The organism is Pseudarthrobacter phenanthrenivorans Sphe3, from assembly GCF_000189535.1.
GTDB lineage: Bacteria > Actinomycetota > Actinomycetes > Actinomycetales > Micrococcaceae > Arthrobacter > Arthrobacter phenanthrenivorans.
In genome coordinates this window covers 1854624-1878616 of record NC_015145.1, presented here as the reverse complement: position 1 = coordinate 1878616, position 23993 = coordinate 1854624, and the positions used below count along the sequence as shown (strand labels likewise).

The 23993-nt window shown below is 68.3% G+C and carries 14 protein-coding genes; 5 read left to right on the top strand and 9 right to left on the bottom strand.

The window, feature by feature from the left end; all coding sequences use genetic code 11:
• Position 1: 1 nt before the first annotated feature.
• Complete coding sequence (locus ASPHE3_RS08610) at positions 2–1033, bottom strand: aldo/keto reductase (RefSeq protein ID WP_013600832.1); 1032 nt, start codon at positions 1031–1033, stop codon at positions 2–4.
• 8 nt (positions 1034–1041) lie between these two features.
• Positions 1042–1926 (bottom strand): SMP-30/gluconolactonase/LRE family protein, encoded by an 885-nt coding sequence (locus ASPHE3_RS08605; protein ID WP_013600831.1) that lies wholly within the window; start codon positions 1924–1926, stop codon positions 1042–1044.
• A gap of 294 nt (positions 1927–2220) precedes the next feature.
• Between ASPHE3_RS08605 and ASPHE3_RS08600 the strand changes: the two genes are divergently transcribed.
• From ASPHE3_RS08600 to ASPHE3_RS08590, 3 genes are all read left to right on the top strand, one after another.
• Positions 2221–3447 carry a S8 family peptidase gene (locus tag ASPHE3_RS08600; RefSeq protein WP_013600830.1) on the top strand — a complete coding sequence of 409 codons (1227 nt, stop codon included), beginning with the start codon at positions 2221–2223 and terminating at the stop codon, positions 3445–3447.
• A gap of 77 nt (positions 3448–3524) precedes the next feature.
• Entirely contained in the window at positions 3525–5666 is a 2142-nt protein-coding gene (locus ASPHE3_RS08595; RefSeq protein WP_013600829.1) for a DNA/RNA non-specific endonuclease, read from the top strand.
• Positions 5667–5793: 127 nt separating this feature from the next.
• Complete coding sequence (locus tag ASPHE3_RS08590; RefSeq protein ID WP_013600828.1) at positions 5794–7290, top strand: FAD-binding oxidoreductase; 1497 nt, start codon at positions 5794–5796, stop codon at positions 7288–7290.
• 553 nt (positions 7291–7843) lie between these two features.
• On the opposite strand, the gene ASPHE3_RS08580 is transcribed toward ASPHE3_RS08590, so the two are convergent.
• Positions 7844–8728 (bottom strand): NAD-dependent epimerase/dehydratase family protein, encoded by an 885-nt coding sequence (locus ASPHE3_RS08580; RefSeq protein WP_013600826.1) that lies wholly within the window; start codon positions 8726–8728, stop codon positions 7844–7846.
• Between the two features lie 206 nt (positions 8729–8934).
• Positions 8935–10122: a xylose isomerase gene (xylA, locus tag ASPHE3_RS08575; protein WP_013600825.1), complete on the bottom strand. Its 1188-nt coding sequence runs from the start codon at positions 10120–10122 to the stop codon at positions 8935–8937.
• Between the two features lie 194 nt (positions 10123–10316).
• Here xylA and ASPHE3_RS08570 point away from each other — a divergent pair, with 194 nt between their 5' ends.
• The gene (locus ASPHE3_RS08570; RefSeq protein WP_013600824.1) at positions 10317–11297 is read left to right on the top strand and encodes a Gfo/Idh/MocA family protein; all 981 of its coding nucleotides are present in this window, start codon (positions 10317–10319) and stop codon (positions 11295–11297) included.
• A 149-nt stretch (positions 11298–11446) separates the two neighbouring features.
• Here ASPHE3_RS08570 and ASPHE3_RS08565 read toward each other — a convergent pair whose 3' ends face one another.
• Entirely contained in the window at positions 11447–11944 is a 498-nt protein-coding gene (locus ASPHE3_RS08565; RefSeq protein WP_013600823.1) for a GNAT family N-acetyltransferase, read from the bottom strand.
• A 106-nt stretch (positions 11945–12050) separates the two neighbouring features.
• Entirely contained in the window at positions 12051–12650 is a 600-nt protein-coding gene (locus ASPHE3_RS08560) for a TetR/AcrR family transcriptional regulator (RefSeq protein WP_013600822.1), read from the bottom strand.
• 56 nt (positions 12651–12706) lie between these two features.
• Between ASPHE3_RS08560 and ASPHE3_RS08555 the strand changes: the two genes are divergently transcribed.
• Positions 12707–13114 (top strand): nuclear transport factor 2 family protein, encoded by a 408-nt coding sequence (locus ASPHE3_RS08555; protein ID WP_013600821.1) that lies wholly within the window; start codon positions 12707–12709, stop codon positions 13112–13114.
• A gap of 62 nt (positions 13115–13176) precedes the next feature.
• Here the strand turns inward: ASPHE3_RS08555 and ASPHE3_RS08550 are convergent, their stop codons facing one another.
• The 3 genes from ASPHE3_RS08550 to ASPHE3_RS08545 are packed head-to-tail and all read right to left on the bottom strand — an operon-like array spanning position 13177 to position 23566.
• Complete coding sequence (locus tag ASPHE3_RS08550) at positions 13177–16395, bottom strand: hypothetical protein (protein ID WP_148258090.1); 3219 nt, start codon at positions 16393–16395, stop codon at positions 13177–13179.
• Complete coding sequence (locus ASPHE3_RS22025) at positions 16392–16862, bottom strand: hypothetical protein (protein WP_148258089.1); 471 nt, start codon at positions 16860–16862, stop codon at positions 16392–16394. The genes ASPHE3_RS08550 and ASPHE3_RS22025 overlap by 4 nt, the downstream gene beginning before the upstream one ends.
• Positions 16862–23566 (bottom strand): DUF6603 domain-containing protein, encoded by a 6705-nt coding sequence (locus tag ASPHE3_RS08545; protein WP_013600819.1) that lies wholly within the window; start codon positions 23564–23566, stop codon positions 16862–16864. The genes ASPHE3_RS22025 and ASPHE3_RS08545 overlap by 1 nt, the downstream gene beginning before the upstream one ends.
• Between the last annotated feature and the right edge of the window lie 427 nt (positions 23567–23993).

The following is a 23993-nucleotide window of genomic DNA, read 5'->3' as shown; positions in this document are numbered from 1 at the left end:
GCTACCGGCCGCCTTCAATCTTGCGGCTGCGCTGCTCCTGTGCCATGGGACCGTAAGGATAGACGCCGGCCGGGGGCTGGCTCACCGTGGTCAGCCGGTTGCTTTCCTCCGGCGTGAGTTCAACATCCGCCGCAGCAAGGTTGTCAGCAAGCTGTTCCCGGGTTCGGGCGCCAAGGATGACGGACGTGACTCCCGGCCTGTCCGCCAGCCAGGCAAGGGCAACCTGGGAGGGGCTTACTCCGCGTTCGGCGGCAATCCCCTCCACGGCATCAATAACTGTCCAGGTGTGTGCGTTTTCATTGCGCGCCTTCCAGGCCTCCATTCCCCGTTCGGGGTTCTCGCCGAGGCGGGTGGCACCTGCCGGGGCCTGGTCCCGTTTGTACTTGCCGGACAGCCATCCGCCGCCCAGCGGCGACCACGGCAGCAGCCCAACCCCGGCGTCGAGCGCAGCGGGGACGATCTCGGCTTCGATATCACGGACCAGCAGGCTGTACTGGGGCTGCAGGGTCACCGGCGGGTTCCAGCCGTGCGCGCGGGCTACGTGGACTGCCTTGGTCAGCTGCCACCCAAGGAAGTTGGAGAACCCGTAGTAGGCGATCTTGCCCCGGCTCACAGCATCGTCCAGAAAGCGCAGCGTTTCTTCCAACGGGGTGATGGGGTCCCAGGCATGCATCTGGTACAGGTCCACCTGTTCCACGCCCAGGCGCCGGAGGGAGCCATCCAGGGCGCGGGTCAGGTGCCGGCGGGACGTTCCGACGTCGTTCGGTGCCGTTCCCATGGGAAAGCGGCCTTTGGTGGCAATCACCGCCTTGTCCCTCATGTCCGGCCGTTTCGCCAGCCAGCGTCCGATGATTTCTTCAGAAACCCCTGAACTGTAGACATCAGCGGTGTCAATGAAATTGCCGCCGGCGGCAAAGTAGTCATCCATGATGGTGTGGGAGGTTTCCTCCGTTGCCTCCGCACCGAATGTCATGGTGCCCAGCGCATACGTGGATACGACGGCGCCGCTGTTACCGAGGGTTCTATAGTCCATGGCTCCTCTTATTCCTTTGGATTTCCAGCCGTGGTGGCGTCCCGCGTGGTGGTGCGGATCCGGTACAGGCTGGTGGTGGCGGTGATGTAAAGGTCCTGCCCGTCGGCGCCTCCGAAGCACAGGTTGGAAACCGTTTCGGGTACGGCAACGGTGGCCAGCAGTTCAAAGTCCGGTGAATAGACCCGGAGGGAGGGTCCGGCAGACGTCCAGATCCTGCCTTCAAGGTCCACCCTGAAACCGTCGGCGGCGTGCCCTTCCCCGAGTTCCAGGATCCGTTGCCGGTGGCACGAGCCGTCACGGACGTCGTAAGCCGCGATCCGGAGCGGCACTCCATGGCCTGGACCGGCCGTGTCCGAGACGTAAAGAACACTTTCGTCCGGTGAGAACGCCAGGCCGTTCGGATACACAAGGTCGGTAATCATTGCACTGAGGGTGCCGGCAGCAGGCACGAACCGGAAGACGTAGCAGCCCCCGTACTCCTGCTCTCCTTCGTAACCTTCCTTGGTGCCGGGGAGGATTCCGTATGGCGGGTCCGTGAACCAGATGCTGGCGTCGCGCGCGATCACGACGTCGTTGGGTGAATTCAGGCGCCGGCCTTCGAAAGAATCAACAAGCCCCGTCACCGTACCGCCGCGGTCGCGTTCAACCCGGCGGTGCCCATGGCTGCACTGCACCACGCTGCCGTCGGCGTCGAGGGTCCTGCCGTTGGTGAATCCTGCCGCAAGGGCGTACTCGGTGGTGGTGCCCGCGGCCGGGTTGAACTCGAGAATGCGGTTGTTGGGAATGTCGCTCCACCGGACCGTCTGCGACGCGGGAATCCACAGTGGCCCTTCAGCCCAAATCGAGCCCGTGAAGAGGCATTCCAAGCGGCCTTCTGTCAGTCCGTCGTCCACCAAGGTCCCTTCAGAGGCAGGTTGTTGAGGCGTTGCAGAGCGTGGGCCTGCCCCGCCAACAGGGCCAGCGCATTACCGAAAACGATAGCGCGAAGGGAATCCGCAACGCCGCATTGAAGGACGCAGCCACGCGTGGTGGCGATACACGATGCATGTGGCCTGGCCGATAACGCTGCTGTAACGCCGTCCCGGGTAGAACTGGCACCGTGTGGGATCAGACGTTCACCGATACGTTCGCTGCCGCCGCTGCGCCAAAAACGCAGACCGTTCCGTGTATAAGCCAAGGAGCCCCGGATGTCCAAGCTGTTCAACCAAAAGATCGTGATACTGCGCGCGCCTTCCCTCGGCGCCACCCGTGATCCCTTCGACGGGCCGGGAGCACCGGGGCTGGAAAGCACAGCCCGGAACGTCGCCGAACGCGCTGTGGGCATGATGGTGGAGGAGGACGAGAATCCTTCCACTTCAACTCTCAACGCCCTGCGGAACGACCCCACCGTCATTGGCTTCGCCCCGGCCATGCCCATGAAGCTCATCGAACCCCTGGCGGCCGATGCTGCCGCAGCCGCTGATGCGACGTGGGGTGTCAAGGCTGTGGGCGCGGATACGTCGCCCTTCACCGGCGCCGGGGTGGTCATCTCTGTCCTGGACACCGGAATAGATGCGACCCACCCGGCCTTTGCCGGCGTCAACCTCATCACGAAAGACTTCACAGGCGCAGGCAGCGCCGACGACGACAACGGCCATGGGACGCACTGCGCCGGCACGATCTTTGGCCGCGACCTGTCAGGCCAGCGGATCGGCGTCGCACGCGGCGTCAGCACCGCGGTGATCGGCAAAGTCCTTGGGGAACCCAGCGGCGGCAGCAGTGACACGCTGGCGAGCGCCATGTTGTGGGCTGCTGACAACGGTGCCCACGTTATTTCCATGTCCCTGGGCATGGACTTCCCGGGCTGGGTGGACGAGCTGGTCAACGTCAACGGCCTGTCCATCCCCGCCGCAACGTCGATCGCCCTCGAAGGCTACCGTGCCAACGTCAGGCTGTTCGAACAGCTCGCCAACCTCCTCAACGCCCGCGCCTCAGTGGCCCAGACGACGATTGTGGTCGCGGCCGCCGGCAACGAAAGCGAACGCGCCGGTAATCCCGCCTACGAGATCAATGTTGCCCCGCCGGCCGCCGCCTACGGGATCACCTCGGTTGCCGCCTTGGCCGATGGCGGCAGCGGGCTGACTGTGGCCCCCTTCTCCAACACAATGGCGACAGTGGCGGCTCCCGGCGTCGGGGTCTTCAGCGCCTGGCTCAACGGCGGGACCAAAACGATCAGCGGAACCAGCATGGCCACCCCGCACGTGGCAGGCGTGGCGGCGCTCTGGGCTGAGCGGCTTCTTGCCCAGGGACCGTTGAGCCCGGTACTCCTGCAGGCCAAACTGATCGCGTCCGGAACGTTCAAGCCGCTCAAGGCGGGCACTGATCCGGTGGATGTGGGCGCCGGACTGGTCCAGGCACCCACGAATGCCAACTAGTTCCCCTCCTCCCCTGCCTGGGCGGGTGACTGCTGGACGGGGAGGCGTTCAGGCGAGGCGTTCAAAGGAGCAAGCCGATGGTAATTCCGGAAGATGTGATCACGGCAACCCAGTCGCGGTTCCAGGCGCGGCAGGGTCCACGGTCGGGCACGGAAGAGAAGATCGCGGCTGCCCACGCCCCGCAAGGAAGCATCCTCGACGTGGATGCGCCGGAGAGGGTGGAGCTGCGCTCCCGGCGGGTCCTCCGCCAGCCGGTGGTCATGGACGCGATCAGGACGACGGCGGAGACGACGTCGCCCTCCGCGGTTGGCGCGGATCCTGTGCTGGAAAGAATCATCGGCGGAAGCAACCTGCTGGGAATCGCGTTCCTCGAACTCGGCACGGCGGTGTCCAGGAGTGTGGGCAGGGTGATCGTCCGTGACCGGTTCCAGATCCGCTCCTTCGGCACCGGGTTCATGATCTCTCCCCGCCTGGCCCTGACCAACAACCATGTCCTCAGGGACGCGGAGTCCGCCCGCCACTCGCGGCTGGAATTCAACTTCCAGAACGGCCTCAACGGCCTGCCCCTGGCCACATCACAGTTTGACCTGGAACCGGACACGTTTTTCCGGACCGACGCCGGCCTTGACGTCACTGTGGTGGCGGTGGCCGCACGCTCACGCGCCGATGGGACGGGTGCCTCCCTGCCGCTGGCCAGCTTCGGCTTCAACCGGACTACCAAGGAGCAGGGCAAGATCCTGCTGGGCGAGTCCATCAACATCATCCAGCACCCTGAAGGGCAGGAGAAACAACTCGCCCTGCAGCAAAACGAACTCATCGACCGTTTTGACCAGTTCCTGCACTACCGCACGGACACCTCGCCCGGCTCCTCCGGTTCACCGCTTTTCAACAACCAGTGGGAAGTCCTGGGGCTCCACCATTCCGGCGTGCCCGCCCGCAACGAAGCCGGAGACATCCTGACCGTGGACGGCACGGTTTGGGATGCAACCCAGGATGAGCTGAAGATCCAATGGATAGCCAACGAGGGGGTCCGCATCAGCAGCATCCTGGCCTGGCTCGGCACGCACGCCGATGCAATGAACGTCCAGGAACGGGCCCTGCTGGAGGACGTCCTGAACCCGCCTTCCCTGCCGGTGGAACCGCCGGCTCCGGTTCAGGAACAGCAGGACACGGCCCGGACACAGCCCGCAGCGCAGCACTCTGCCGCCCTTGCAGGGGAAGGGGCCGTCTCCGTTACTATTCCCCTGCACATCACGGTCCGGCTCGGAACGGCGCAGGGTCCGGTTGATGCCGCTGCGGGCAGGAGCAACGTGCCGGCCGCGGCAACCGCCGTAGAGGCTGTGGCCATAGATCCCGATTACCCCCGGAGAAAGGGCTACGACGCCGAATTCCTGGGCACGCCCGTCCCCTTGCCGGTCCTCACGGCCGAGCAACGTGCCGATACCGCCCTTAACCAGGCGGCCGCCCCCGGGCAGGACCCCACCGTCCTGAATTACCATCACTTCAGCCTCGTCATGCAGCGCACCAGGCGCCTGGCGCTCTATACCGCCGTGAACGTGGACGGCCACCTCAGCAAGTCGCCCAAACGCGACCGCAACAAGTGGTACTTCGACCCCCGGCTGAAGCGCTCCGAGCAGACCGGTGAAGACCTCTATGCGGACAATGACTTTGACCGCGGGCACCTGGTACGCCGCCTCGATCCGGCCTGGGGCCCGGATGACGTGGCGCTCGCCGCCAATGACGATACCTTCCACTTCACCAACTGCTCCCCGCAGCACAAGAAGTTCAACCAGGGGGCGTCGCTGTGGGCCGGCCTCGAAGACTATCTCCTGGACCGGGCGAGAGCCGAAAGGCTCCGGCTCACGGTGTTCACCGGCCCGGTTTTCGCGGCCGGCGATCCTGAATTCCAGGGAACGCGGATCCCGCTGGCATTCTGGAAAATCCCGGTGTTCCGGCGGCCCGGCGGAAGCCCTTCAGCCTCCGGGTACATGATCAGCCAGCATGAATTGGTGGAGGATATGCTCCGGGAGGCTTTCACCCCCGCCACGTTCCAGGTCCCGGTCCGCAGGATCAGTGAACTCACCGGCCTGGATTTTGCGCACCTCTTTGACTGGGACCCCATGGACAACGAGTTCACGCCTCTCCCCGAGGCGTTCGAAGCCCTGGCCACGCCAACGCCCGCCCGCGAACTGCACAGTTTCGACGACCTGCTGCTGTAGCTGTCCAGGCGACCTTGACGCGTACTGGGGCCAGGCGTATACCGGAGTTGTCATAAGGCTGGCCCCCGCTGGGGTGCCAATGGAGCCGGCTGCCCTTGGTCTCAAAAATCAGAAAGTGGGAGTTGTCATGGGTAGCGATCGCTTTGCTGTGCTGCGCGAACAGGTCCGCGGGCAGGTCATCGAAGAAGGAGATGCGGACTACGACGCCGCGCGCAGTGTCTATAACGGCATGATCGACCGCCGCCCGGTAGCCGTGCTGCGCGTCTCCCAGGTCGCAGACGTCATGGCCGCCATCCGCTTCGCCCGCGGCCTCGGAATTGAAGTGGCCGTGCGCGGCGGCGGTCACAGCGCACCCGGCTTCGGGACCGTCGATGGCGGCTTGGTCCTGGACTTCTCTGCCCGCCGGGGCGTCCGCGTCGATCCCGTGGGGAGGACAGCCCGCGTGGAGCCAGGCGCGACCTGGGCGGATTTCAACCACGCGACGCACGCGTTCGGACTGGCGAGCACCGGCGGCATCATCGGCTCCACAGGCGTCTCAGGCCTGACCTTGGGCGGAGGCATCGGCTACCTCGCCCGGAAGTACGGACTGGCGTGCGACAACCTGGTCGCCGCGGACGTCGTCCTCGCAGATGGATCGTTTGTGACGGCCAGCGAAGCAGAAAACGTCGACCTTTTCTGGGCACTCCGCGGCGGAAGCGGCAACTTCGGTGCCGTGACGTCCCTGGAGTTCCGCCTCCACCCGCTGGACATGGTCCACGTCGGGCTGATTTTCTTTGATGCTGCCATGGGAGCCGCTGTGGGTGCTGCCTACCGGGAGTGGATTGCCTCGGAACCGGAGGAGATGGGCGCGTTCCTCGGATTCCATCAAGGTCCCCCGGTTCCTTTCCTGCCTGAGGAATGGCACGGGAAGCCAGTGGCCGTGATTGCGGGCATGTGGACGGGCGATCTGGAAGCGGGACCACCACACTGGCAGGCCATGCTCGACGCCGGTCCCGCGCTGGGAAGCTTCTTCGCCCCGATGCCGTACCCGGCCCTTAACATCATGTTCGATGGACTGAGCGGCGTCCCCGGGCTGCAGGGCTATTGGAAGGCCGATTTCCTCCGGAACCTCAGCGACGAGGTGCTGCGCACCGCCGTCGAATATGCTCCGGGAATCCCGACCGTCCACTCAGCGAACCACTTCTATCCCATAGACGGTGCTGTCCAAAGGGTGGCGCCTGAAGCCACCGCCTTCGCATACAGGGACGTGAAGTTCGCCCCTGTTATTGCCGGGCAGTGGCCGGAGCCATCCGAAAATGACAGGAACATCGCCTGGGTTCGTGACTACTGGGCGGCGCTGCACCAGTACTCAGAGCCCGGCGGCTACATCAACTTCCAGGACGCCGACGACCAGTCCAGAATTGAGGATACGCTCGGGTCCAACTATGCGCGGCTGGCGGAGCTGAAGGCCAAGTACGACCCCGACAACTTCTTCCACGTCAATCAGAACATCACTCCTGCCGCTCCAGGCCCCGGACCGGCGGACGCCGTTCCCCGGCCTACGCAAACGCGGACGCAGCCGCCGCCAGAGACCGAAGGCGCCAAGCAGGAGACCATCCCGCCCGGGGCGGCGACCGCCCAGTGACCTGTCCGCCAGTGACCTGTCCGCCGGCCGGAGGTCGCCGTGCCCGTCAACGCCCGGATCTTTGCGCTTAGACATCGAGGAGCAGGGCGGGGGCTTGTCAGCTTCCGCCGCGATCAACGGACCGGCGGATACCGACTATCCTGACGGCGACACCCGTCAGGACCAGGGCTATCCCCGAGGCCATCAAAATCCAGACCGGCACCGCAGCGGCATCGATCGTCCGGTAACACTCTGCCGCTAATCCAGTGGTAAGCAGTTGAGCATCGGACAGTTCGGCTCCTCTGCTGGACGGGACCAAGGGACTGCCGCATAAGGGGGCCACCGCCTTCAGGCCTATAACGAAACTCAGCAAATACAAGGCGAATCCCACGGCTATTGTGAGTATCCAGCCGCGCCGCTGGGCAAGTTCCCGATTAATGTTCCTGGTCGCGTCGCCCCGAGAATCTCGAACCTCCATGCTCAGAGCTTAGCGGGCCTCCGCGCCGCTGGCCCCGGAACGGTAGTGGCTTCGGCGCCTGTGTTGTTGAATCTGATTCCTGCCGGAACGCTGGTGTTAGCGGTTGAGCGTATGTCCTTCGGCGTCGAGATAGTCCCGCCAGGAGCGTTTCGGGGTCCAGCCCAGCATCCGTTGCGCCTTCGCACTCGAGATCCCGGAAGCATCAATACGGCCTAGTTCGCGAAGTTCAATCTTGTCACCGTAGTACTTGTTCAGGACCTCGGCGAAGTCGTGGCCGCCCACATTGTCAGGGGAAGCGATGTAGAAAACCTCATGTCCGGGCAGGTCTGACTCGGTGGCCAGGACGATGGCGTCGGCGAGGTCATAGACATCGACGTAGCTCCATAGATTGGGGCTCAGGACTGACGCGTCACGGACCTGCGGCCCGAGGTTTGTCTCGAAGTTGCCTTCGAACTGGACCCAGCTCGGCCGGATGGAAATGCAGCGGATGTCGGAGCGGGCGATTGCGGCGTCCATAAGCTGCTCGCCAAAGTGCTTGGAGAGCGCGTAGGGATCCTGTGGCCGGATCGGGTGTTCCTCGTCCACCGGTGCGTAGTCAGGGAGGAAATCGCGCTCGGGGAAGAAGAACCCGGGGACAGTCTCACTGGAGATGTAAACGAAGCGTTTCACGCCAAATCGAATGGCGGCCTCAAGCACGTTGAAGGTCGCCATGAGATTGGTCTGGAAGACGACGTGAGGCGGATGACCAGTGGGTTCCGGGATCGCAGCGACGTGTACGACGGCGTCCACTCCCTTGACGACGGAGTACGCTTCCCCTGCGTCGGTGAGGTCGGCCATCATGTACTTCGGTGTGCCTTCAGGCTTGCGTTCAAAGCCGGGACGAGTCAGATCGGTGGTGAGCACTTCGTGCCCGGCGTCGATCATCGCCTGGGTAGCGGCACGACCGACCTTTCCATGAGCGCCGGTGATAAGGACCTTCATGATGTCTCCTGGGTGGTTGTTCGGGTTTGGCACAGGGAAGGCTGGGTATGAGGCACCTCAACTGGTTCCAGCCGACCACCGATACTGCCCTGCCATCGGCGGGGCCTCCTGCCTAGCCGATCATCCCCTGCCTTGAGGGGTGGGCGCCGCCGGAGTGCTACTGACTCCGGCGGCGCTGTCCCATGGGGGTCGTGCGTTACGGAGGGTCAGCGGGCACCGAGGAGGTGTTCGATGGCGAGTTGGTTGAGGCGGACGAAGGCGAAGGAGCGTTCGGCTGCTTTGTTGGCGTCGAAGTCTTCGAACGCGGTGGTGTCCGCGAGCAGGTCGGTGGTGGTTTCGCCGGCGGCGAGGGTGGGTTCGCCGAGTTCGCCGACGCCGGAGGTGGCCAGGGCTGCCTGGACTTCGGGGTCTGCGCGGAAGGCCAGGGCGCGTTCTTTCAGGAGCAGGTAGGTGGCCATGTTTGCTTTGGCTGATTCCCAGACGCCGTCGTAGCCGTCGGTGCGGGAGGGCTTGTAGTCGAAGTGGCGCGGCCCGTCGTAGCGGGGGCCGCCGTTGGGGAAGCCGTTTTCGAGCAGGTCCACGGTGAAGAACGCGCTGGTCAGGTCGCCGTGGCCGAAGACGAGGTCCTGGTCGTACTTGATGCCGCGCTGGCCGTTGAGGTCGATGTGGAAGAGCTTGCCGGCCCACAGGGCCTGGGCGATGCCGTGGGTGAAGTTCAGCCCGGCCATCTGCTCGTGCCCGGTTTCGGGGTTCAGGCCCACGATGTCGCCGTGTTCGAGCTGGGCGATGAACGCCAGGCCGTGGCCCACGGTGGGCAGGAAGATGTCACCGCGGGGCTCGTTCGGCTTGGGCTCCAGGGCGATGCGCAGGTTGTAGCCCTTGTCCTTGATGTAGGCCGCGGCGGTGTCCACGCCTTCCTTCATCCGGTCCAGGGCCGCGGCGAGGTCCTTGGACCCGTCGTATTCGCTGCCTTCACGCCCGCCCCACATCACAAAAGTCTCAGCACCGAACTCGGCGGCCGAATCGATGTTGCGCAGCACCTTGGACAGGGCGAACCGGCGGATGGAACGGTCGTTGGAGGTGAAGCCGCCGTCCTTGAACACCGGGTGGCTGAACAGGTTGGTGGTCACCATGGGCACCTTCAGGCCGGTCTCGGCCAGGGCTGCCTTGAAGTTCTTCAGGATCAGCTCCCGCTCCGAGGCCGTGGCCTCGAACGGGACCAGGTCGTTGTCATGGAACGTGATGCCGTACGCACCCAGCTCGGCCAGGCGGTGGACCGCCTCAACAGGGTCCAGGGCCGCGCGCGTGGCGACACCGAACGGGTCAGCACCGGTCCAGCCAACGGTCCACAATCCAAAAGTGAACTTATCAGCCGGTGTAGGGGAGAGAGTCATGATGCGTCCTTGCAGTCGGGGGTCCCGGTAGTTCCCGGTTTAGTTTACTGCCTGAACTATATATGCGTGATGCCGTGGGGTCAATGCCCCGCGCTCCACCGCGTCCGGTTGGCGCCCGCCCACATGAAAGGGATACTCGTAAAGGTCAATGCGAATAAACTGCGCGTTCCGGCGCCGCGGCAAGGAGACATGCAGTGTTAAGAATCGGAATTTTGGGTGCCGCGGGTATCGCGCCTGCGGCCGTCATCCGGCCCGCCAGGCGGCGAACCGACGTCGAGGTCGTTGCGGTAGCCTCGCGCCGAATAGCGTCTGCCCAACAGTTCGCGGAGCGCCATCGGATTGACCGTTTCTACGGCGATTACTCAGCGTTGATGTCCGACCCCGACGTTGATTTGGTCTACAACGCGTTGCCACCTTCCGAGCACGCCAGGTGGTCGATCGCCGCTTTGGAAGCAGGAAAGCATGTGCTCTGCGAGAAACCCTTCGCCATGAATGCGGACGAGGCTGCGCAAATGCTGGAAGCGGCGCAGTCGACTGGGCACCGCCTCATCGAGGCCTTTCATGACCGCTACCACCCTCTCAGCGCGGAACTCGATGCCGTCAAGGCCTCCGGCGAGCTCGGGGAGATTTTGACACTGAGCGCAGACTTTTCAAGCTCGAACCCGTTCGATCCGGCGTCTCTGCGGCACGATCCGAGGCTGGGAGGCGGATCGCTGATGGACCTCGGCTGCTACCCGGTTCACTGGGTGCGGGCATTCATGGGCGAGGAACCAACCGTAGTCCGGGCGAGCGGGTCGCTTAATCCCCTTGGCGCGGACCTCAGCGTGGCAGCGGACCTCCAGTTTCCCTCGGGAGCAACAGCGCTCATCACATCCGCGATGCTGGAAGAGCCCGGGCACCTGAACTCATCCCTCGAAGTGGTCGGCACTCAAGGGACACTCGTCGTCAAGAATCTGGTCTTTCCTTCCAGGGGGCACTCCATCACCCTGAGCCATAACGGGCTGGACCGCATCTGGACGGTACGAGGCCTTGAGACCTACGACCATCAACTGGAGGCCATTGTCCTTGGTCTTCAGTCAGGCCAGGAGTTGCTCACTGAGGGCCCCGATAGCGTTTCCAACATGAAGGTCATCGACCTAATCTACGCTGCCGCAGGTTTCGGCCCTGTGAAGTAAGGATGCCGCCCTCCCGGCAGCGACAGGCCTGGCGAAAACCGCTAGAGAAACCGCAGCTCGCTGGTCCAAACTGCGATCCAGATCCACGGGAACACGCAAATTCATCGCGGATGATGCAATCGCCCTGCCAATGTCGTCCCGGCCCTCATTCAGCTCCGCAATGTCTTCGCGAAGCAGCTTGAGAAGGGGATGGCTGTGTCATATGGCGGGTATATCGGGATAGGGGTATAGCCGAGCTTTCGGTACAGTTCCACGGCTTCTGGCTGTTTGTCTCCGGTCTGCAGGATGAGCCGACTGGCGCCCGCTTCGACGGCGAGCCTTTCCACGGCGGACATGAGGACGGTGGCCGCACCCTTGCCCCGGGCTTCGGGCAGGACGATGACTCGTTTGACTTCGAACTCGTCCCCAAGGCGCCTCAGCGAAGCGTGGCCCAGCGCGGTTCCTTCCGGATTGAGCACCAGAACGGTGGCAAGGATTTGCTCCGGGGGAACGTCCAGGGCGGCACGCGACACCGAAGAAAGGCGGGGAAATTCCTTGGTGGCGTAACGGGCCAGCAGCTCGGTGCTGAGGGCGCCACGCAGCTCGACGGCGCGGCCGTCGTCGAAAGGTACGACTTCAGTCGTGAGTAAGAAATTGCCGGGGCTCATTGTGGATAGTTCCGCTTCCGTGTTGGCGTTAAGTTTCTTCTTTGGATCCCGGCTACGCCCGGAACTTGAGCACTACTCCGGCCCCATAAACCACCGAACGCGCGAGTTACTTTGGTCCGTTTGCCGCGATCACGTTGTCCAGTGCCGTCATTGCGATAGTGGTCAACTCCGCCCGCGGGACTCCAGCCTGGCCAATGACTTCCATGCCGCGGGTCACGGCCAGGAAGAAGGAAGCCAAACCGTCCAGGTCAGCGGATTCCGCCAGTTCGCCGCTCTCCTGGGCGTCCGCTAGGCAGTTTCGGTAAATCCTCCGTAACTCGTGGAAAGCCTCCAGGGCGGACCGCGCCACCTCGGTGTCGCGGTCGGCGAGTTCCACCGTTGCCTTCAGGAACAGCACCTGTCTGCTGCTGCCGGCACTGAAAGTGATGGCCAACTTGAGCAGGTGGGCACGGATCCGCTCCAAGGGAGTTGCTTCATTTGATCCGAGGGCTTGATCAACTGCTGCCACCGCGTCGGCCGCATCGGATTTCAGCGCACGCAGGAACAGCTCGCGCTTTCCCTCGAAGGCGTTGTACAGGCTTTGTTTACCGATCCCGGTAGCACGCACCAGGTCGTCCATGGTGGTTCCACCGTATCCGTTGGAGGAAAAGGCCTCCCCCGCCAGCGTAATGACGTCCCGCTCCTGGAATTTCCGTGGCCTGCCCATGCGCTACACCCTAAGCGTTCTTGACAGGTTAGTCCAAAACTCCTATATTTGACTAAATGGAACAAAATCGCGAAGTAACCCAGTCCCTGGTCACGACCTTCCTCCAGAAAGTGGGTGGGCAGGATGCCGACGCTATTGCCAGCCTCTTTAGTGACATCGTCGACTGGAACGTCCCCGGAAACCCCGCTCTCCCCTGGATTGGAGCCCGCACCGAAAAACCACAGGTGGCCGACTACTTCCGTACCATGTGGGGGCAGTTTGCCGGCCCAGGTTCGGCGGTTGTGCATTCGATCCTGGTGGACGGCAGCGATGCCGTGGTCCTGGCAACCATCGCCAACAGCTCAGCATCAACGGGACGGGCATTTGAAACACCCGTCGCCATGCATTTCCACGTCGAGGCCAACAGGATCACGAAGCTGCACCTGTATGAAGACTCATGGACCGTGAATAAGGCCTTTGCCTGATTCTCGTCGCCCCCCGGAATGGACTTCCGGCCTCCAGAAACCCTGCCCCTCCGAGGGATCTGTCAGGCGGGGTGCCAGCTATCGTTCACCTCTCCTTCCGTGGGGTGGGTGATGGCTGCGGTAAGGCGGACGATCCGTCCAGCGGGTATCCACAGACCGATCGCTGTCCCCTGCGGGTCCCTCGACCGCACGGCCATGATCTCTGCGCCCCGTGGTGGCACAGGGGACCGCCGTGTCGGAATGTCCGGAAGCTTCCAGGAGCCGCGCAAGGGACGGCGCCTGATGGGGTCCGGCGGGATGCTGCCGGGCAGTGTAGCGACGACCGTGAGGACGTGGCGCGGTTCGGTCGCGGCATCGGCACTGGTCAGCAGGCTCGCAACATAGCCGCGACCGGCAATTCGCACCACGTCAATGATCTTCAGGGTCAGATCGGGCCGCGGCTCGACCCAGCCGGGGATGAGCAGAGTTTGCTCCGCGACCCGCCCAAACGGGTCGGCCACGCGCACGGTTGCCTGGACCGGCACCGACGGGTCGCCGCGGCGGCCCCAGACCAACAGCGGCGTGCGCCCGGCCGCGCGCGGCAGCCGCTGCACGACGGGGCCGGCGGTGGTGTCGGGCGGGGAAGACTCGTCCGCCACCCGCGCGGTCGCCTCGAGCGGCTGGACCGGACCGGTGACCGCGCCCAGCGTCACCTGGACCGTATGCGACCCGGCAGGCACCACCCGGTCCGCGGCGGTGGTCGCCGTCCTAACCAGAAGCCCGGTATGGTCGGCCCCCACCACCTCCGCGACCAGCGGGTCGAGCTGCGGCGCCGCCGGGGGCAGGACGACGGCGGCGACTACGTCCGAGGCCGGCGACACCAGGCCGCGGACCGCGGAGACGGGCACCGTGCGCTCCGGCACGGCGACGGCCCGCAGATGCCACGGCTCCCAGGAGGGCGGCAGGTCGCCGGACCACTCTGCGGTCCAGACCCGCTGGCGGGTGATCGGGTCCAGCCGCGGATCCGCCGTCACCGGGTCGAATGCGGCACTGGCCGGCACGTGGGCCAGCGGCGGCCCCATGGTCAGGTGGTCGCGAGCCGCGAGCTCGGACCGCGTCGCGAACACTTCGAAGGCGGTGACTGGGATCGGCGAGGCCGCCTCAATTGCCACGGTGAGGCTGCCGTCGGGCTGGACGGCAGGCCGGATGAGCGGGATGGCGGGCCGCCGCAGCCGCGGCGCGGCCACCGCTTGCAGGTGGGCGTGCGCGGGCAGGCCGACTCCCCCGGCCGGCCAGGGCGACTCGACCCCTGTGGTGGTGACGGCAGTGACGAGGAACAGGTGGATGTCCTCGCTCCCCCGGGCAAGGGCCAGGTCGGCGGCGGCGGGGACGGCGGGCACCTCGGCGGCCCGGCGGAAGCCGAGGGGGCGCTGGGCGGCGGGCGCGGCGTCGTACAGGTTCCACAGCTGCTGGAGCCGGACGCCGAGCGGGAGTGTCCGCTCCGGCGGACTGCCGGGCGCGAGCCGCTGGCGCAGCGTGGTCTCCGAGGCTTCCCAGACGACGACCCGGTCCACGTGCGGGCCAGCCAGTCCTGACCAGCCCACCTTCACGTGGGACACGCCCTGCGCATCCGGGGTGCTGCCCATCGGCACCCCGGGCGGCAGCGGCGGGGGCGTCGGCACGGCGGGGACGGGGCTGCCCGCGACGGCCGTGGCGGGTTGTCCGGGCACGGGCACCCAGACGCTGGGGGCGGCGATGCCCGGCGCGGTCTGCCGGGCCCAGACCTGGACTCCCCAGCGCGAGACCGCCCCGAAGTCCAGGCCGGGCCCGGGCACCATGAGTCGGTAGGAGCGCGCCTCGCCGCCCTGCTCCGGGGCGCCCCAGCCCGGCGCGACCGAGCCGTCCTCGCGCAGCGGCACCACGGTCCCCGCAGACGCCGTGGCCGCGTCGCCGGTGAACGTGAGGGTGCTGGCCAGCCCGAGGTTGGGCGCCGGCGGGGGCAGCGTCGGCGGCGCCCCGAACGGGGGCGGCGTGGCGCCGGTGGGCATCGGGTAGAACAGCGCGCGCAGCTCGATCGCCGCGGGCGTGCGCTGCGTCCACTCCGTGGCCAGGTTCACGGTCAGCATCGAGGGGCAGACCGGGGATCCCGCGTACGTGGCCACGAGCTCCAGGTGCGCGAGCCGCGGCGGCGCCACACCTGGCGAGGAGGTGGTCAGCTCCACGTCCTCCCAGCGCGACCAGACGCCGAAGATGTCGCACTGCGCGACCCCGTACCCCCGGTCGATCGACCCGTCGACCGGCAGCTCCTGGTCGCCCTGAACCACTTTCGGCCGGTCCGCGCCGGCCAGGGTGGTGCCGTCGGCGTCGGGACGGGGAATGGCCCGCGGCTGGGACCCGCCGAGCAGCCGCTCCGGGATCAGGTCCTCGGCAGACCCCGCGCCGTGACGCCAGCCGGCGAAGGCATGCGCCACCGGCCCGGTCATCGTCGCCAGCCGCGGGCCCGGCCGCCAGCTGACCTCAATCGCCTCGCGGAACGGCCCGTCGGGGAGCGCGGGCGGCAGCAGCGCCGCCCGCGCAGCCTGCAGGTCCACGACCGGCGGTACCACCTCGTGCCGCTGCACCGGCGGGACGTACGCCGCTACCTCGACGCCGTCCCCGAGGAGAGAGCGCCGGTAGTGCCCGGTGACCAGGTACTCGAGCTCGCCCTGCCGGTCGGGCATAAGCTGCGCCAGGTCGGCGGCCCGGTAGGCGGTGCCGAAACCCGTCGCGAGGTTCGCCGCCGGGTCGGTACCCGCGGCCAGCAGCAGGAGGGCGAGCGGCTTGAGCCGGGCGGTCGCGGGCTGGTCGGCGGCGGTGCCGTCGGCGCGGGAGGGAGGGTCGACGGCGCGCCGGTCCTCGAGCGCGTGCTGATCCGTCTCGGCTGTCCCGGACGCGTAGAGCGGCCGCAGCTCGGGCAGGAGGAACTTGCGGGTCTCCTCGACCAGCCCGTCGGGGTCCGACGGCTTCCACGGCGGGGCGGCCCGGCCGGTCTCAGTCACGGGGTACCAGCCGAGCGGCACCCCTGCCCGGTCGATGCGCTGGGCGGCGGCCTTCGGCGGGGCGGCCGGCGCGACGAGGAGGCCCTGCTCGTCGGGAACGTACTCGCCGAGCTCGTGGCCGTCGACCGGCAGGCCAACGCGCTCGAGCGGCTGCCAGTCGTCGGCGGCGACCACCTCCTGCACGGGCTGGATCCGCACCGCGAGGGCGTGCGCGTTGACCAGGACGGCGTGGGTGGCCGCACCCGCGCTGGCGGTAAGCGTCACGGTGGGGCTGCCGGCAGACGCCACGGCGGCCGTGCCGACGGCGCCGGCCGGCTCCAGTCCGGTCCGCAGCAGGAACAACGCGACCGGCCGTACCGGGTCCTGCACCTGGCACCGGACCTGCACGTGCGCGGCCTCCTCGCCGCCCCACCAGACCAGCTCCCCCTCGTCGACGGGGACTCCCACCAGACCAGCTCCCCCTCGTCGACGGGGACTCCCACCAGCCCGGCATCCTGCAGCCGGCGGTCCCGCACCGGCCGGGCCCACACCGTGAAGGCATCGCGTGGCACGCCCAGGTCTGCGGAGCAACCCCAGGCCAGCCGGGTATCCGGGCCGCGCTCCTTGAGCCGCTCCAGCAGCGCGTCGTCGATCCCCTCGCCGTGCCCGGCCCGCAGCATGCGGCGGGCGATGTCCAGCCAGTCGAGCCGTGCGCCCACGGCCCGGAACTTCCTCACGTCGTGCGCGCGCATCAGAACTCCACCTCCCACGGTGCCCCTGTCAGGGTCACGTCGACGATCGTGACGGCCCGGCCCGGGTCGGCCGCGAGCGGGTCTGGGGCCTGCACCAGTTCGAGGGTCAGGCGCCGGCCGCGCTGCCCCGCGGCCAGCAACACCATCGCCCGGGTGCCGCCGGGCCCGCTGACCACCCGCCCGACGCTTGCGGCGGCCCCCGGGTCCGGGGGCGTCACGGCCGGCCGCACGTCCAGCCAGGTCGCCGGCCGGGCGGCCCACCACGCGTGCGAGGGGTCGACGCCGTCGGGCGGCGAGCTCAGCTGGACCGGCATGACGCGCTCCCGCACGAGCTGCTCGGAGCACTCGATGACGACGGCGAGCGGCTGCGGAACGGCGTCGGCCGACCACCAGACCTGCACCGCCGGCGCGGACGGGGTCTGCGGGACGGGCAGCCCGGCCAGCTGCACGGCGTCGTCCCACTCCCGCCCGGTCGGCCTGTCAGGCAGCCCGGCCAGCGGGGCGGCGTCGCGGACCAGGCGGTGGTCGATCGGCGCCGGCGCGATCCACGAGGCCAGATGGTCGGGCCCGTCAAAGCGGGAGGTGGTGAAGTTCGCCCGGTGCACCCGCTTCCGCGGCCCGGCGCCGCCGGCCGGCACCGCATGGATATCGAGGAGGTAGTCGGTCAGCGGCTCGAGCTCGTACGCCAGCACGATCTCTTCAACCTCCCGGGTGACGTTGCCGGCCTCGATGCACTCGAGGGCGTCCACGAGCTCCCCGACGGCCCGGTCCCACGGATTGAGCACGACGGCGTTGGCCTTGGGCTGCAGCACCGAGCCGGCGGCGAGCACCGCCTCGACGGGCAGCACGAGCGCCTGGCCAGCGACTCCCCCGCCCGGCGGGACCGGGTGGTGGCCCGATGCGGCGAGCACGGTCACCTCGAGCCTGTGGTCGTAGGCATCGAACAGCCGGAGCACGTTCTGGGTGGCGAGAGTGATCCGCAGCGGCTCCCGGCAGAACACGCCGGCATCGCCCATCCCCGGGTTGGTGTCGAGCAGCCACGGCCCCAGGTCGGCGGGGACCTCGGACGCCGGGGCGGTCGCGAACCGGAAGGTCTGCGTGTGCTCGTCGGCGAAGGACGGTGTCCGCGTCGGGACCTCGTCGCCGGTCTCGACGTCGTACGTCCAGCCCACGGTGACGTCGTAGGTCTGCCCCGGCTTGAGCAGGGCGTGGTCGGAGGGGTCCTGCGTCAGGCCGGTCTCGAGCGCGTCCCGGTCGCGGGAGACGACCGTCTCGTCGTACTCGTACCGGCGCACCTCGGCCCGGCTCAGGCCCGCAGCCGCGACCACCCAGTAGCGCTGGGCGCGGATCTGCTGGCCGTGCTCCTCGCCCCAGCCGACGACGACGGCGGCCGCACCCTCCGGCAGCTCCTCCCAGCGGATCAGGGCGGGCATCGGCCGGTCCCGGTCGGCCCCGGCGATCTTCGCAGCCATGCGCCCGGCCAGCTCGACCGGCTCCGCCCAGGGCCCGTCGTGGGCGACCCAGCGCTTTGGCAGGGGGTTTGCGGGGCCGACCATCGCCGCCCAGTCCACCTCGCGGCGGTCGAGGGCCTCCCCCGCCGCCGAGCGGACCTCGACGAGCAGGGTCCGGTGCTTCTCCCGGGGAACGAGCAGCAGCAGGTCGAACGCGGCGAGGTCCTCCCCGAGCGAGAACGCGACGGCGTCGGCCAGCGGGTCGGGCCGCCAGCCGGCCTCCTGCCGGGCCCGCTCAACGAGCTCCCGGTCGGCCTGGCTGCCGGTCAGCGGCTCGCCGTCGGTGCGCACGGGCGAGGCGAGGATGCGTCCCTCGCAGCCCTTGAGCCGGCCGGCCTCGGGGTCGGGGCTGCGCTCGAGCCAATGCCCGGCCACGTCGTTGACGGTGGCGCCGGCGGCGAGCAGCTCGGCCAGTTCGGCGTAGGTGGCGGCCCCGGCACCCGCCCAAGTGGTCGGGTCAAGGGGGCCGTTGTCCCGGCCCCAGCGGCTGAACGGGTCCTCGGGCGGGGTGCGGTCGGTGGGGCAGGCGACGGCGTCGCCGGCCACCTCGGCCGGGGCTCCGCCCGCGAGCAGGTCCGCTGCGGCGTCCCCCGTGCGCCACTGTTCAGTGACCCGGAGCCGGCGGCCAGCCGGGGCAGTCCGCAGCAGCCCGTCGGGGTCCGGCCACAGCACCGGATCGAGCCGCCAACCGGTCGCGCTGGGCCCGAGCGCCTCACCCAGGAAGGTCCAGAGCTGCGGCTGGGGCGGCGCGGCCGGGCGGCAGACGGTCCCCCAGCGGTGCTCGACCTGCTCGCGCAGCACCTCGCCATACGTGACGGTGCTGGTGAACGGCGTCGGCAGCCAGTGCAGCAGGGCCAGCGCCGGCGGCTCGGCAGTGGACGAGCCGGGCGCCGACGCGCTCCACCAGACCGACGGCGTCATGCCCGCGGTGAGGGCGCCGCTGAGGGTGACGCCCGTGACCTTGTAGGCCCACCAGCGCTCCCCGATCCGGCGCCAGGCGCCGGGACCCGCCGCCCCGGTCGAGCCGAGCGGTGCCTGGCCCAGCACGCTCAGACCCTCGGCGTCGGGGGCCACCTGGAACCTGAGCACGGGGACGGCATCAAGCGGCACGGTCGGCACCTCGCCATGGACGATGGCACCGTCCACCCCGGCGGCGTGGCCGACGGTCGAGTCGGCGGGCCGGCCGGCGGTGCCCTCGAGCAGCGCCGGCGTCCGCCCGGCGAGGGACAGTCCGGCGACGAGGTCGCGCACGGGCGGGTCCGGATCCGGTTCGTGCCCGATGGTGATCCCGACGCAGCCCTTGACGCTGAAGAAGAAGAAGTCGACCCTGCCGCAGACCTCCCCATGCAGGTACGGGTCGTCGCGAGGCACGCCGTCCTGGATCCGCGTGCCGACCATGAGCGTGAGCTCGGCGCTCACGCCGATCGAGACGATGAACAGCCGCAGCTCGCCCCGGACGTAGACCTTGCCGGCCAGGAAGAACGGGTCGAAGCCAAGCACGGCGTCGAACCCCGCCGCCGCCTCGACGTACAGCCGGGCGGCCTTGGAGCCCATCAGCACGGCCTGGATGTGGAAGCCGGTGGCCACGGACAAGCCGGTCGTGGCCGGCAGGGGCGGGATGGCGATGCCGTCGCCATGCACCATGAGGTAGCCCGTGCCGGTGAACACGTCGAGCACCTTCACGGTCACCCGGTCGTCGTAGGAGCCGAGGTCAACGAGCCACTTCTCTGGGTTCCGCGCGTCGAAGAATGCAGTGACCGGGACGTGGATGCGGAGGATCCGCTCGATGGAGTAGTCCGCGACGACGCCGACGGTGATCGTGCCGGCACCGAAGTCTATGTCCAGCACCGCGAGGAAGGTCGCCTCCTGGGCGGAGCCCAGGGCGGGCGGGAGGCTCAGGACGTCCGCCTTCATCACGAGCAGCAACCGCGGCCCGGGCACCTCGATGAGGATGATGCCCTTGAGGTGCAGGATGAACCCGCCCTCGGTGGTCCCGAGCAGCAATCCGGCCGCGACGGCGAAGGAGCCGGCCGTGTGCGTCCAACCGTCCGGGTGCATCACGCTCTTGCGCGGCGGGGCAAGCTGCGCCATGAGCCAGTCGAGTGCCGGGACCCGCGCCGCCGGGTTCTCGAGCCGGGCGTAGTTGACGCCGACCCCGCCGAGCAGCCCGTACAGGGCCAGGCCGGAGTTGCCCAGCGGCAGGGGCGCGGGGAACTCGACCTCGACACCGATCAGGAGGCCGGTGACGCCGGCCTTGGTCTCGATCGCGAGGGTCGCTGCGGCGCGGATACTCAGCGGCACGATGGTCAGGTCGAACGCCGCCTTGAACCCGGCGCCGGTGAGCTCGATCGAGCCCGCGCCGTGGACCGTTCCGGGGATATCGAGCGTGGCGCCGAGCTTGGTCAGCTGCGGCAGCTCGACGGCGTCGAGCCTCGCCCGGACCCGGATGGTGTCCACAGTCACGGGGCCCAGCGGGACGTCGATGCCTGCCTCGACCTCGAGGTAGGTCGGGTTGTCGCGGCTGACGCGCACGCCGAACACGCGCAGGATCTCGTCCAGCGGCGGCTTCGCGATGAGGGAGCCGGGCTGGATGTCGAGCTCGTAGCCACGGTTGGGGTCGAACACCGGAATCGGCACGTATTCGACCTCGGTGCCGGTGCCCCACTCCGACCGGACGCCGACGGCCTTGTAGCGGGTGCGGATCGGCCGGTCCTCGGGCACGCGGATCACGGCCAGGTCGAACCAGAACTGCACCTCCACGTCCAGCAGGACGCTGACCTGCGTGCCGCGGTCGCTGGCGGTTGATCCGTCCGGCGCGATGACGCCGTCGCTCACCATGACCTCGGCGCCGCGCAGGGTCAGGATGCGGGTCCGCACGAGGCTGCTGGCGCCAAGCGCGACCGAGCCGAGCTGGACGAGGGTCCCGGCTGCCGGGGAGAGGTCGGCGGCGCCGGCGGCGAGGGTGCCCATCACGGCCAGCGCTCCAAGCACGTTGAGGCTGCCGGCGTCGATGCCGGCGTCGGTGTGGCGGCCCTCCCAGAGCCCGTCGAGGTCCGCTTCGAGGGCACGGAACTCCCCGAAGACCTGCCAGGACTCGCGGTCGGTGGCCAACCGGAGCCGGACCCGGAACGCGCACAGGCCGTCGCCGGGGTTGGCGCCGCGCCCGCCCAGCGGCGGTTGGCCGCCCTCGTCGAGCGAGGCCTCGATGGCCGTCTGGACGTCGAACTCGCCCCAGATCTCGAGCCGGACGAACGTGGTCCGGATCAGCTCGACCTCCACGCCGAGCCGGCGGAAGCAGTCCGGCCGGCCGGTATCGGGGGGCTGGGGGTCGCGCTGCCCGGGCGGCTGGCTGGCCGCCGGACGGGACAGCTCGGCGCGGACGGTCTCCGGGGCTGGCGGCGCGGCGGCCCTGGCGCGGGCGAGCCACCATTCCCCTGAGGTCTCGGCCGGAGCCGCTTCGGGCGGGTTCAGCGGCGTGTGGTCGCGGGCGTCGGCGTGGCCGTGGGGGGTGCCTGCGGTCGCGGTGTAGCCCAGGTCGCGCAGGATTTCGACTGCCGCGTCGAGGCGGCGCCGGCTGAGTTCCAGGTTGCTGGTCCGCTTCGTGGGGGTGTCGTTGCCCTCGTAGGAGGCGTAGCCGTCCACGACGAGCGGGGTTGCGCCGATGTCGGCCTGCCGGGACCGCGCAAGGTCGGTGAAGGCCTGCCCGGCCGGGGCGGCGGTCTGCCCGGACGCAGGTGCAGAGCCGGTGTTGGACGGGTTGCGCCACCAGGCGTCGGTGGTCTCGCTCGGGAAGGGGTGGTTGAACCGGAAGTAGCAGTCCAGCGTGGTCGGGCGCGCGTCCGCGGGCTGGGTCGGGGTACCGGAGACCGCCGCGGTACTGCCGGCCATCACAGGGACGGTGGCCCGGGTGCCCGTTGAGTTGCCGCCGGGCCACGCCCAGTCGGCGGGCACGTCGGGGCCGAGCCGCACGGTCACGTCGGCGGCGGTCTGGGAGACGATGACCATCCGCCCGCGCTCGGGCGTCAGCAGCCGCAGGGCGGCCGGGTTCGCCAGCGCCGGAGCTGCCCCCTCCCCGGCGGCAGGCCGCAGCGCCCGGAAGGAGGCCGGGCCGTGGGAGTTCCCGCCGGCGTCGGTAACCGTGACCCGCAGCTCGACAGTGCCGGCCGCGGGCACCGTCACGGGCAGCCGGTCCCCCGCGACCGTCGGCCCGCCGACGACCTGGATCCTGATGGTGTGCGGGGCCAGCCCGCCCGAGGCGTCGACGAGGAACACGCTCTGGTCCGGTGCCTCGACCGCCCCGCCGGCGACCGCCGCGATGTGCCGCCCGGCCGGGCTGATGAACCGGGCCAGCACTGTCGGGGAGCCGCCGCGGTTGACGACCTCGGCACTAAAGGCCCCCGTCACGCCGTCGTGAACTCCGATCCCGATCCACAGGTCCCGGACGCCCGCCGACACGGCCAGGCCCTCGAGCCCGTCCGGGGCCACGAACAGCCGGACCTCCGGCAGGTGCAGTCCCTGCCACTCGCCGGGGACGGCTCGCGCCCCGGGTGGCAGGCCGGGCGGGTCCGCCAGGGCTGAGAGGTCGAGCTCGGCGGTGCGGAACGCGAAGCCGACGGTATTGCCCGGGCCGATAAGCGCGTGGCCCGGGGTCATGCGGATGAAGGAGTAGATGTCGTCGACGGGGTTGCCCGAGGTCGACGCCGAGCGCAGCCGGGTGCCGACCGTGGCCCCGGCCAGTTGCATGGTCCGGATGACGATACGCGGCAGGATGAACCTGACCTGCGGGTTGGCCGGGTCGAAGACCAGCTGGCCGCGCGTGTCCAGCATCGCACCCCGCAGGTAGGGCACGAGCAGCCGGATCCCGGGCACGTCCAGGTCGAGGTGCCAGCCGCCGTCCTCGGTGCCGCCCGGGCCAGTCAGGTGGCGGCCGTACGCGATGGTGGCCTGGGTGCCGGTGAGCTCGATGGGCGTGGAGGACCCGGCGCCGCCCCAGCGGCCGGTCGCGGGGTCGACGCTGACCCCGGCAAGCTGCGGTACGTCCACCGCGACGGATCGCACGCTCCAGGTGCCATCCACATCGGTGATCTCGCGCGGCGGCAGCCCGGCGGTGTCAATCGCCCTGAGGGCATTTTCCAGCGGATCCAGTGCTCCGGTGTTGCGGACGTCGGACGGGAGATCGTCCCAGAGGCTCATGACAGCGCCGTTCGAAGTGAACGGTCCTCAGTGGCCAAGGGTCCCCCGTCGTCCTCCGGGCTAGGCAAGCAAACGCTTATTCGAAACTGGCCCAATGTTGGCGTAGCCGGCTTTTTACAGAGTCCGCAGAATCCGAGCCCTTGCGCGGCATCAGCTAAGGAATCGCGTCCATTGGGCAATCGCTCCTGTATCTCTTTCCAAAGCCTGAGATTGGCCATGTCAGCTCCCCGGGCACCGTGAACGCAATGTAAAGGTAGTGGGACCCTAATGACGTGAGCGTTACTGCAGCGTTACGGACCAAGCCAGATCGTTGACTCCGTTTCCCGCTGAGACCAGGCCTTCCTGCAAACCCAGGTCTGTTCGGGCCTGACTTTTGCAGTGTTGCTCTTGGGCAAACCGGTTCGCGGGCGACGTGACAATGGAGGGC

Excerpts from the sequence above, each read along its gene's own strand:
- ASPHE3_RS08545 (WP_013600819.1), bottom strand. The coding sequence starts at position 23,566 with ATGAGCCTCTGGGACGATCTCCCGTCCGACGTCCGCAACACCGGAGCA.
- ASPHE3_RS08595 (WP_013600829.1), top strand. The coding sequence starts at position 3,525 with ATGGTAATTCCGGAAGATGTGATCACGGCAACCCAGTCGCGGTTCCAG.
- ASPHE3_RS08560 (WP_013600822.1), bottom strand. The coding sequence starts at position 12,650 with ATGGGCAGGCCACGGAAATTCCAGGAGCGGGACGTCATTACGCTGGCG.
- xylA (WP_013600825.1), bottom strand. The coding sequence starts at position 10,122 with ATGACTCTCTCCCCTACACCGGCTGATAAGTTCACTTTTGGATTGTGG.
- ASPHE3_RS08565 (WP_013600823.1), bottom strand. The coding sequence starts at position 11,944 with ATGAGCCCCGGCAATTTCTTACTCACGACTGAAGTCGTACCTTTCGAC.
- ASPHE3_RS08580 (WP_013600826.1), bottom strand. The coding sequence starts at position 8,728 with ATGAAGGTCCTTATCACCGGCGCTCATGGAAAGGTCGGTCGTGCCGCT.
- ASPHE3_RS08610 (WP_013600832.1), bottom strand. The coding sequence starts at position 1,033 with ATGGACTATAGAACCCTCGGTAACAGCGGCGCCGTCGTATCCACGTAT.
- ASPHE3_RS08600 (WP_013600830.1), top strand. The coding sequence starts at position 2,221 with ATGTCCAAGCTGTTCAACCAAAAGATCGTGATACTGCGCGCGCCTTCC.
- ASPHE3_RS08590 (WP_013600828.1), top strand. The coding sequence starts at position 5,794 with ATGGGTAGCGATCGCTTTGCTGTGCTGCGCGAACAGGTCCGCGGGCAG.
- ASPHE3_RS22025 (WP_148258089.1), bottom strand. The coding sequence starts at position 16,862 with ATGCGCGCGCACGACGTGAGGAAGTTCCGGGCCGTGGGCGCACGGCTC.
- ASPHE3_RS08555 (WP_013600821.1), top strand. The coding sequence starts at position 12,707 with ATGGAACAAAATCGCGAAGTAACCCAGTCCCTGGTCACGACCTTCCTC.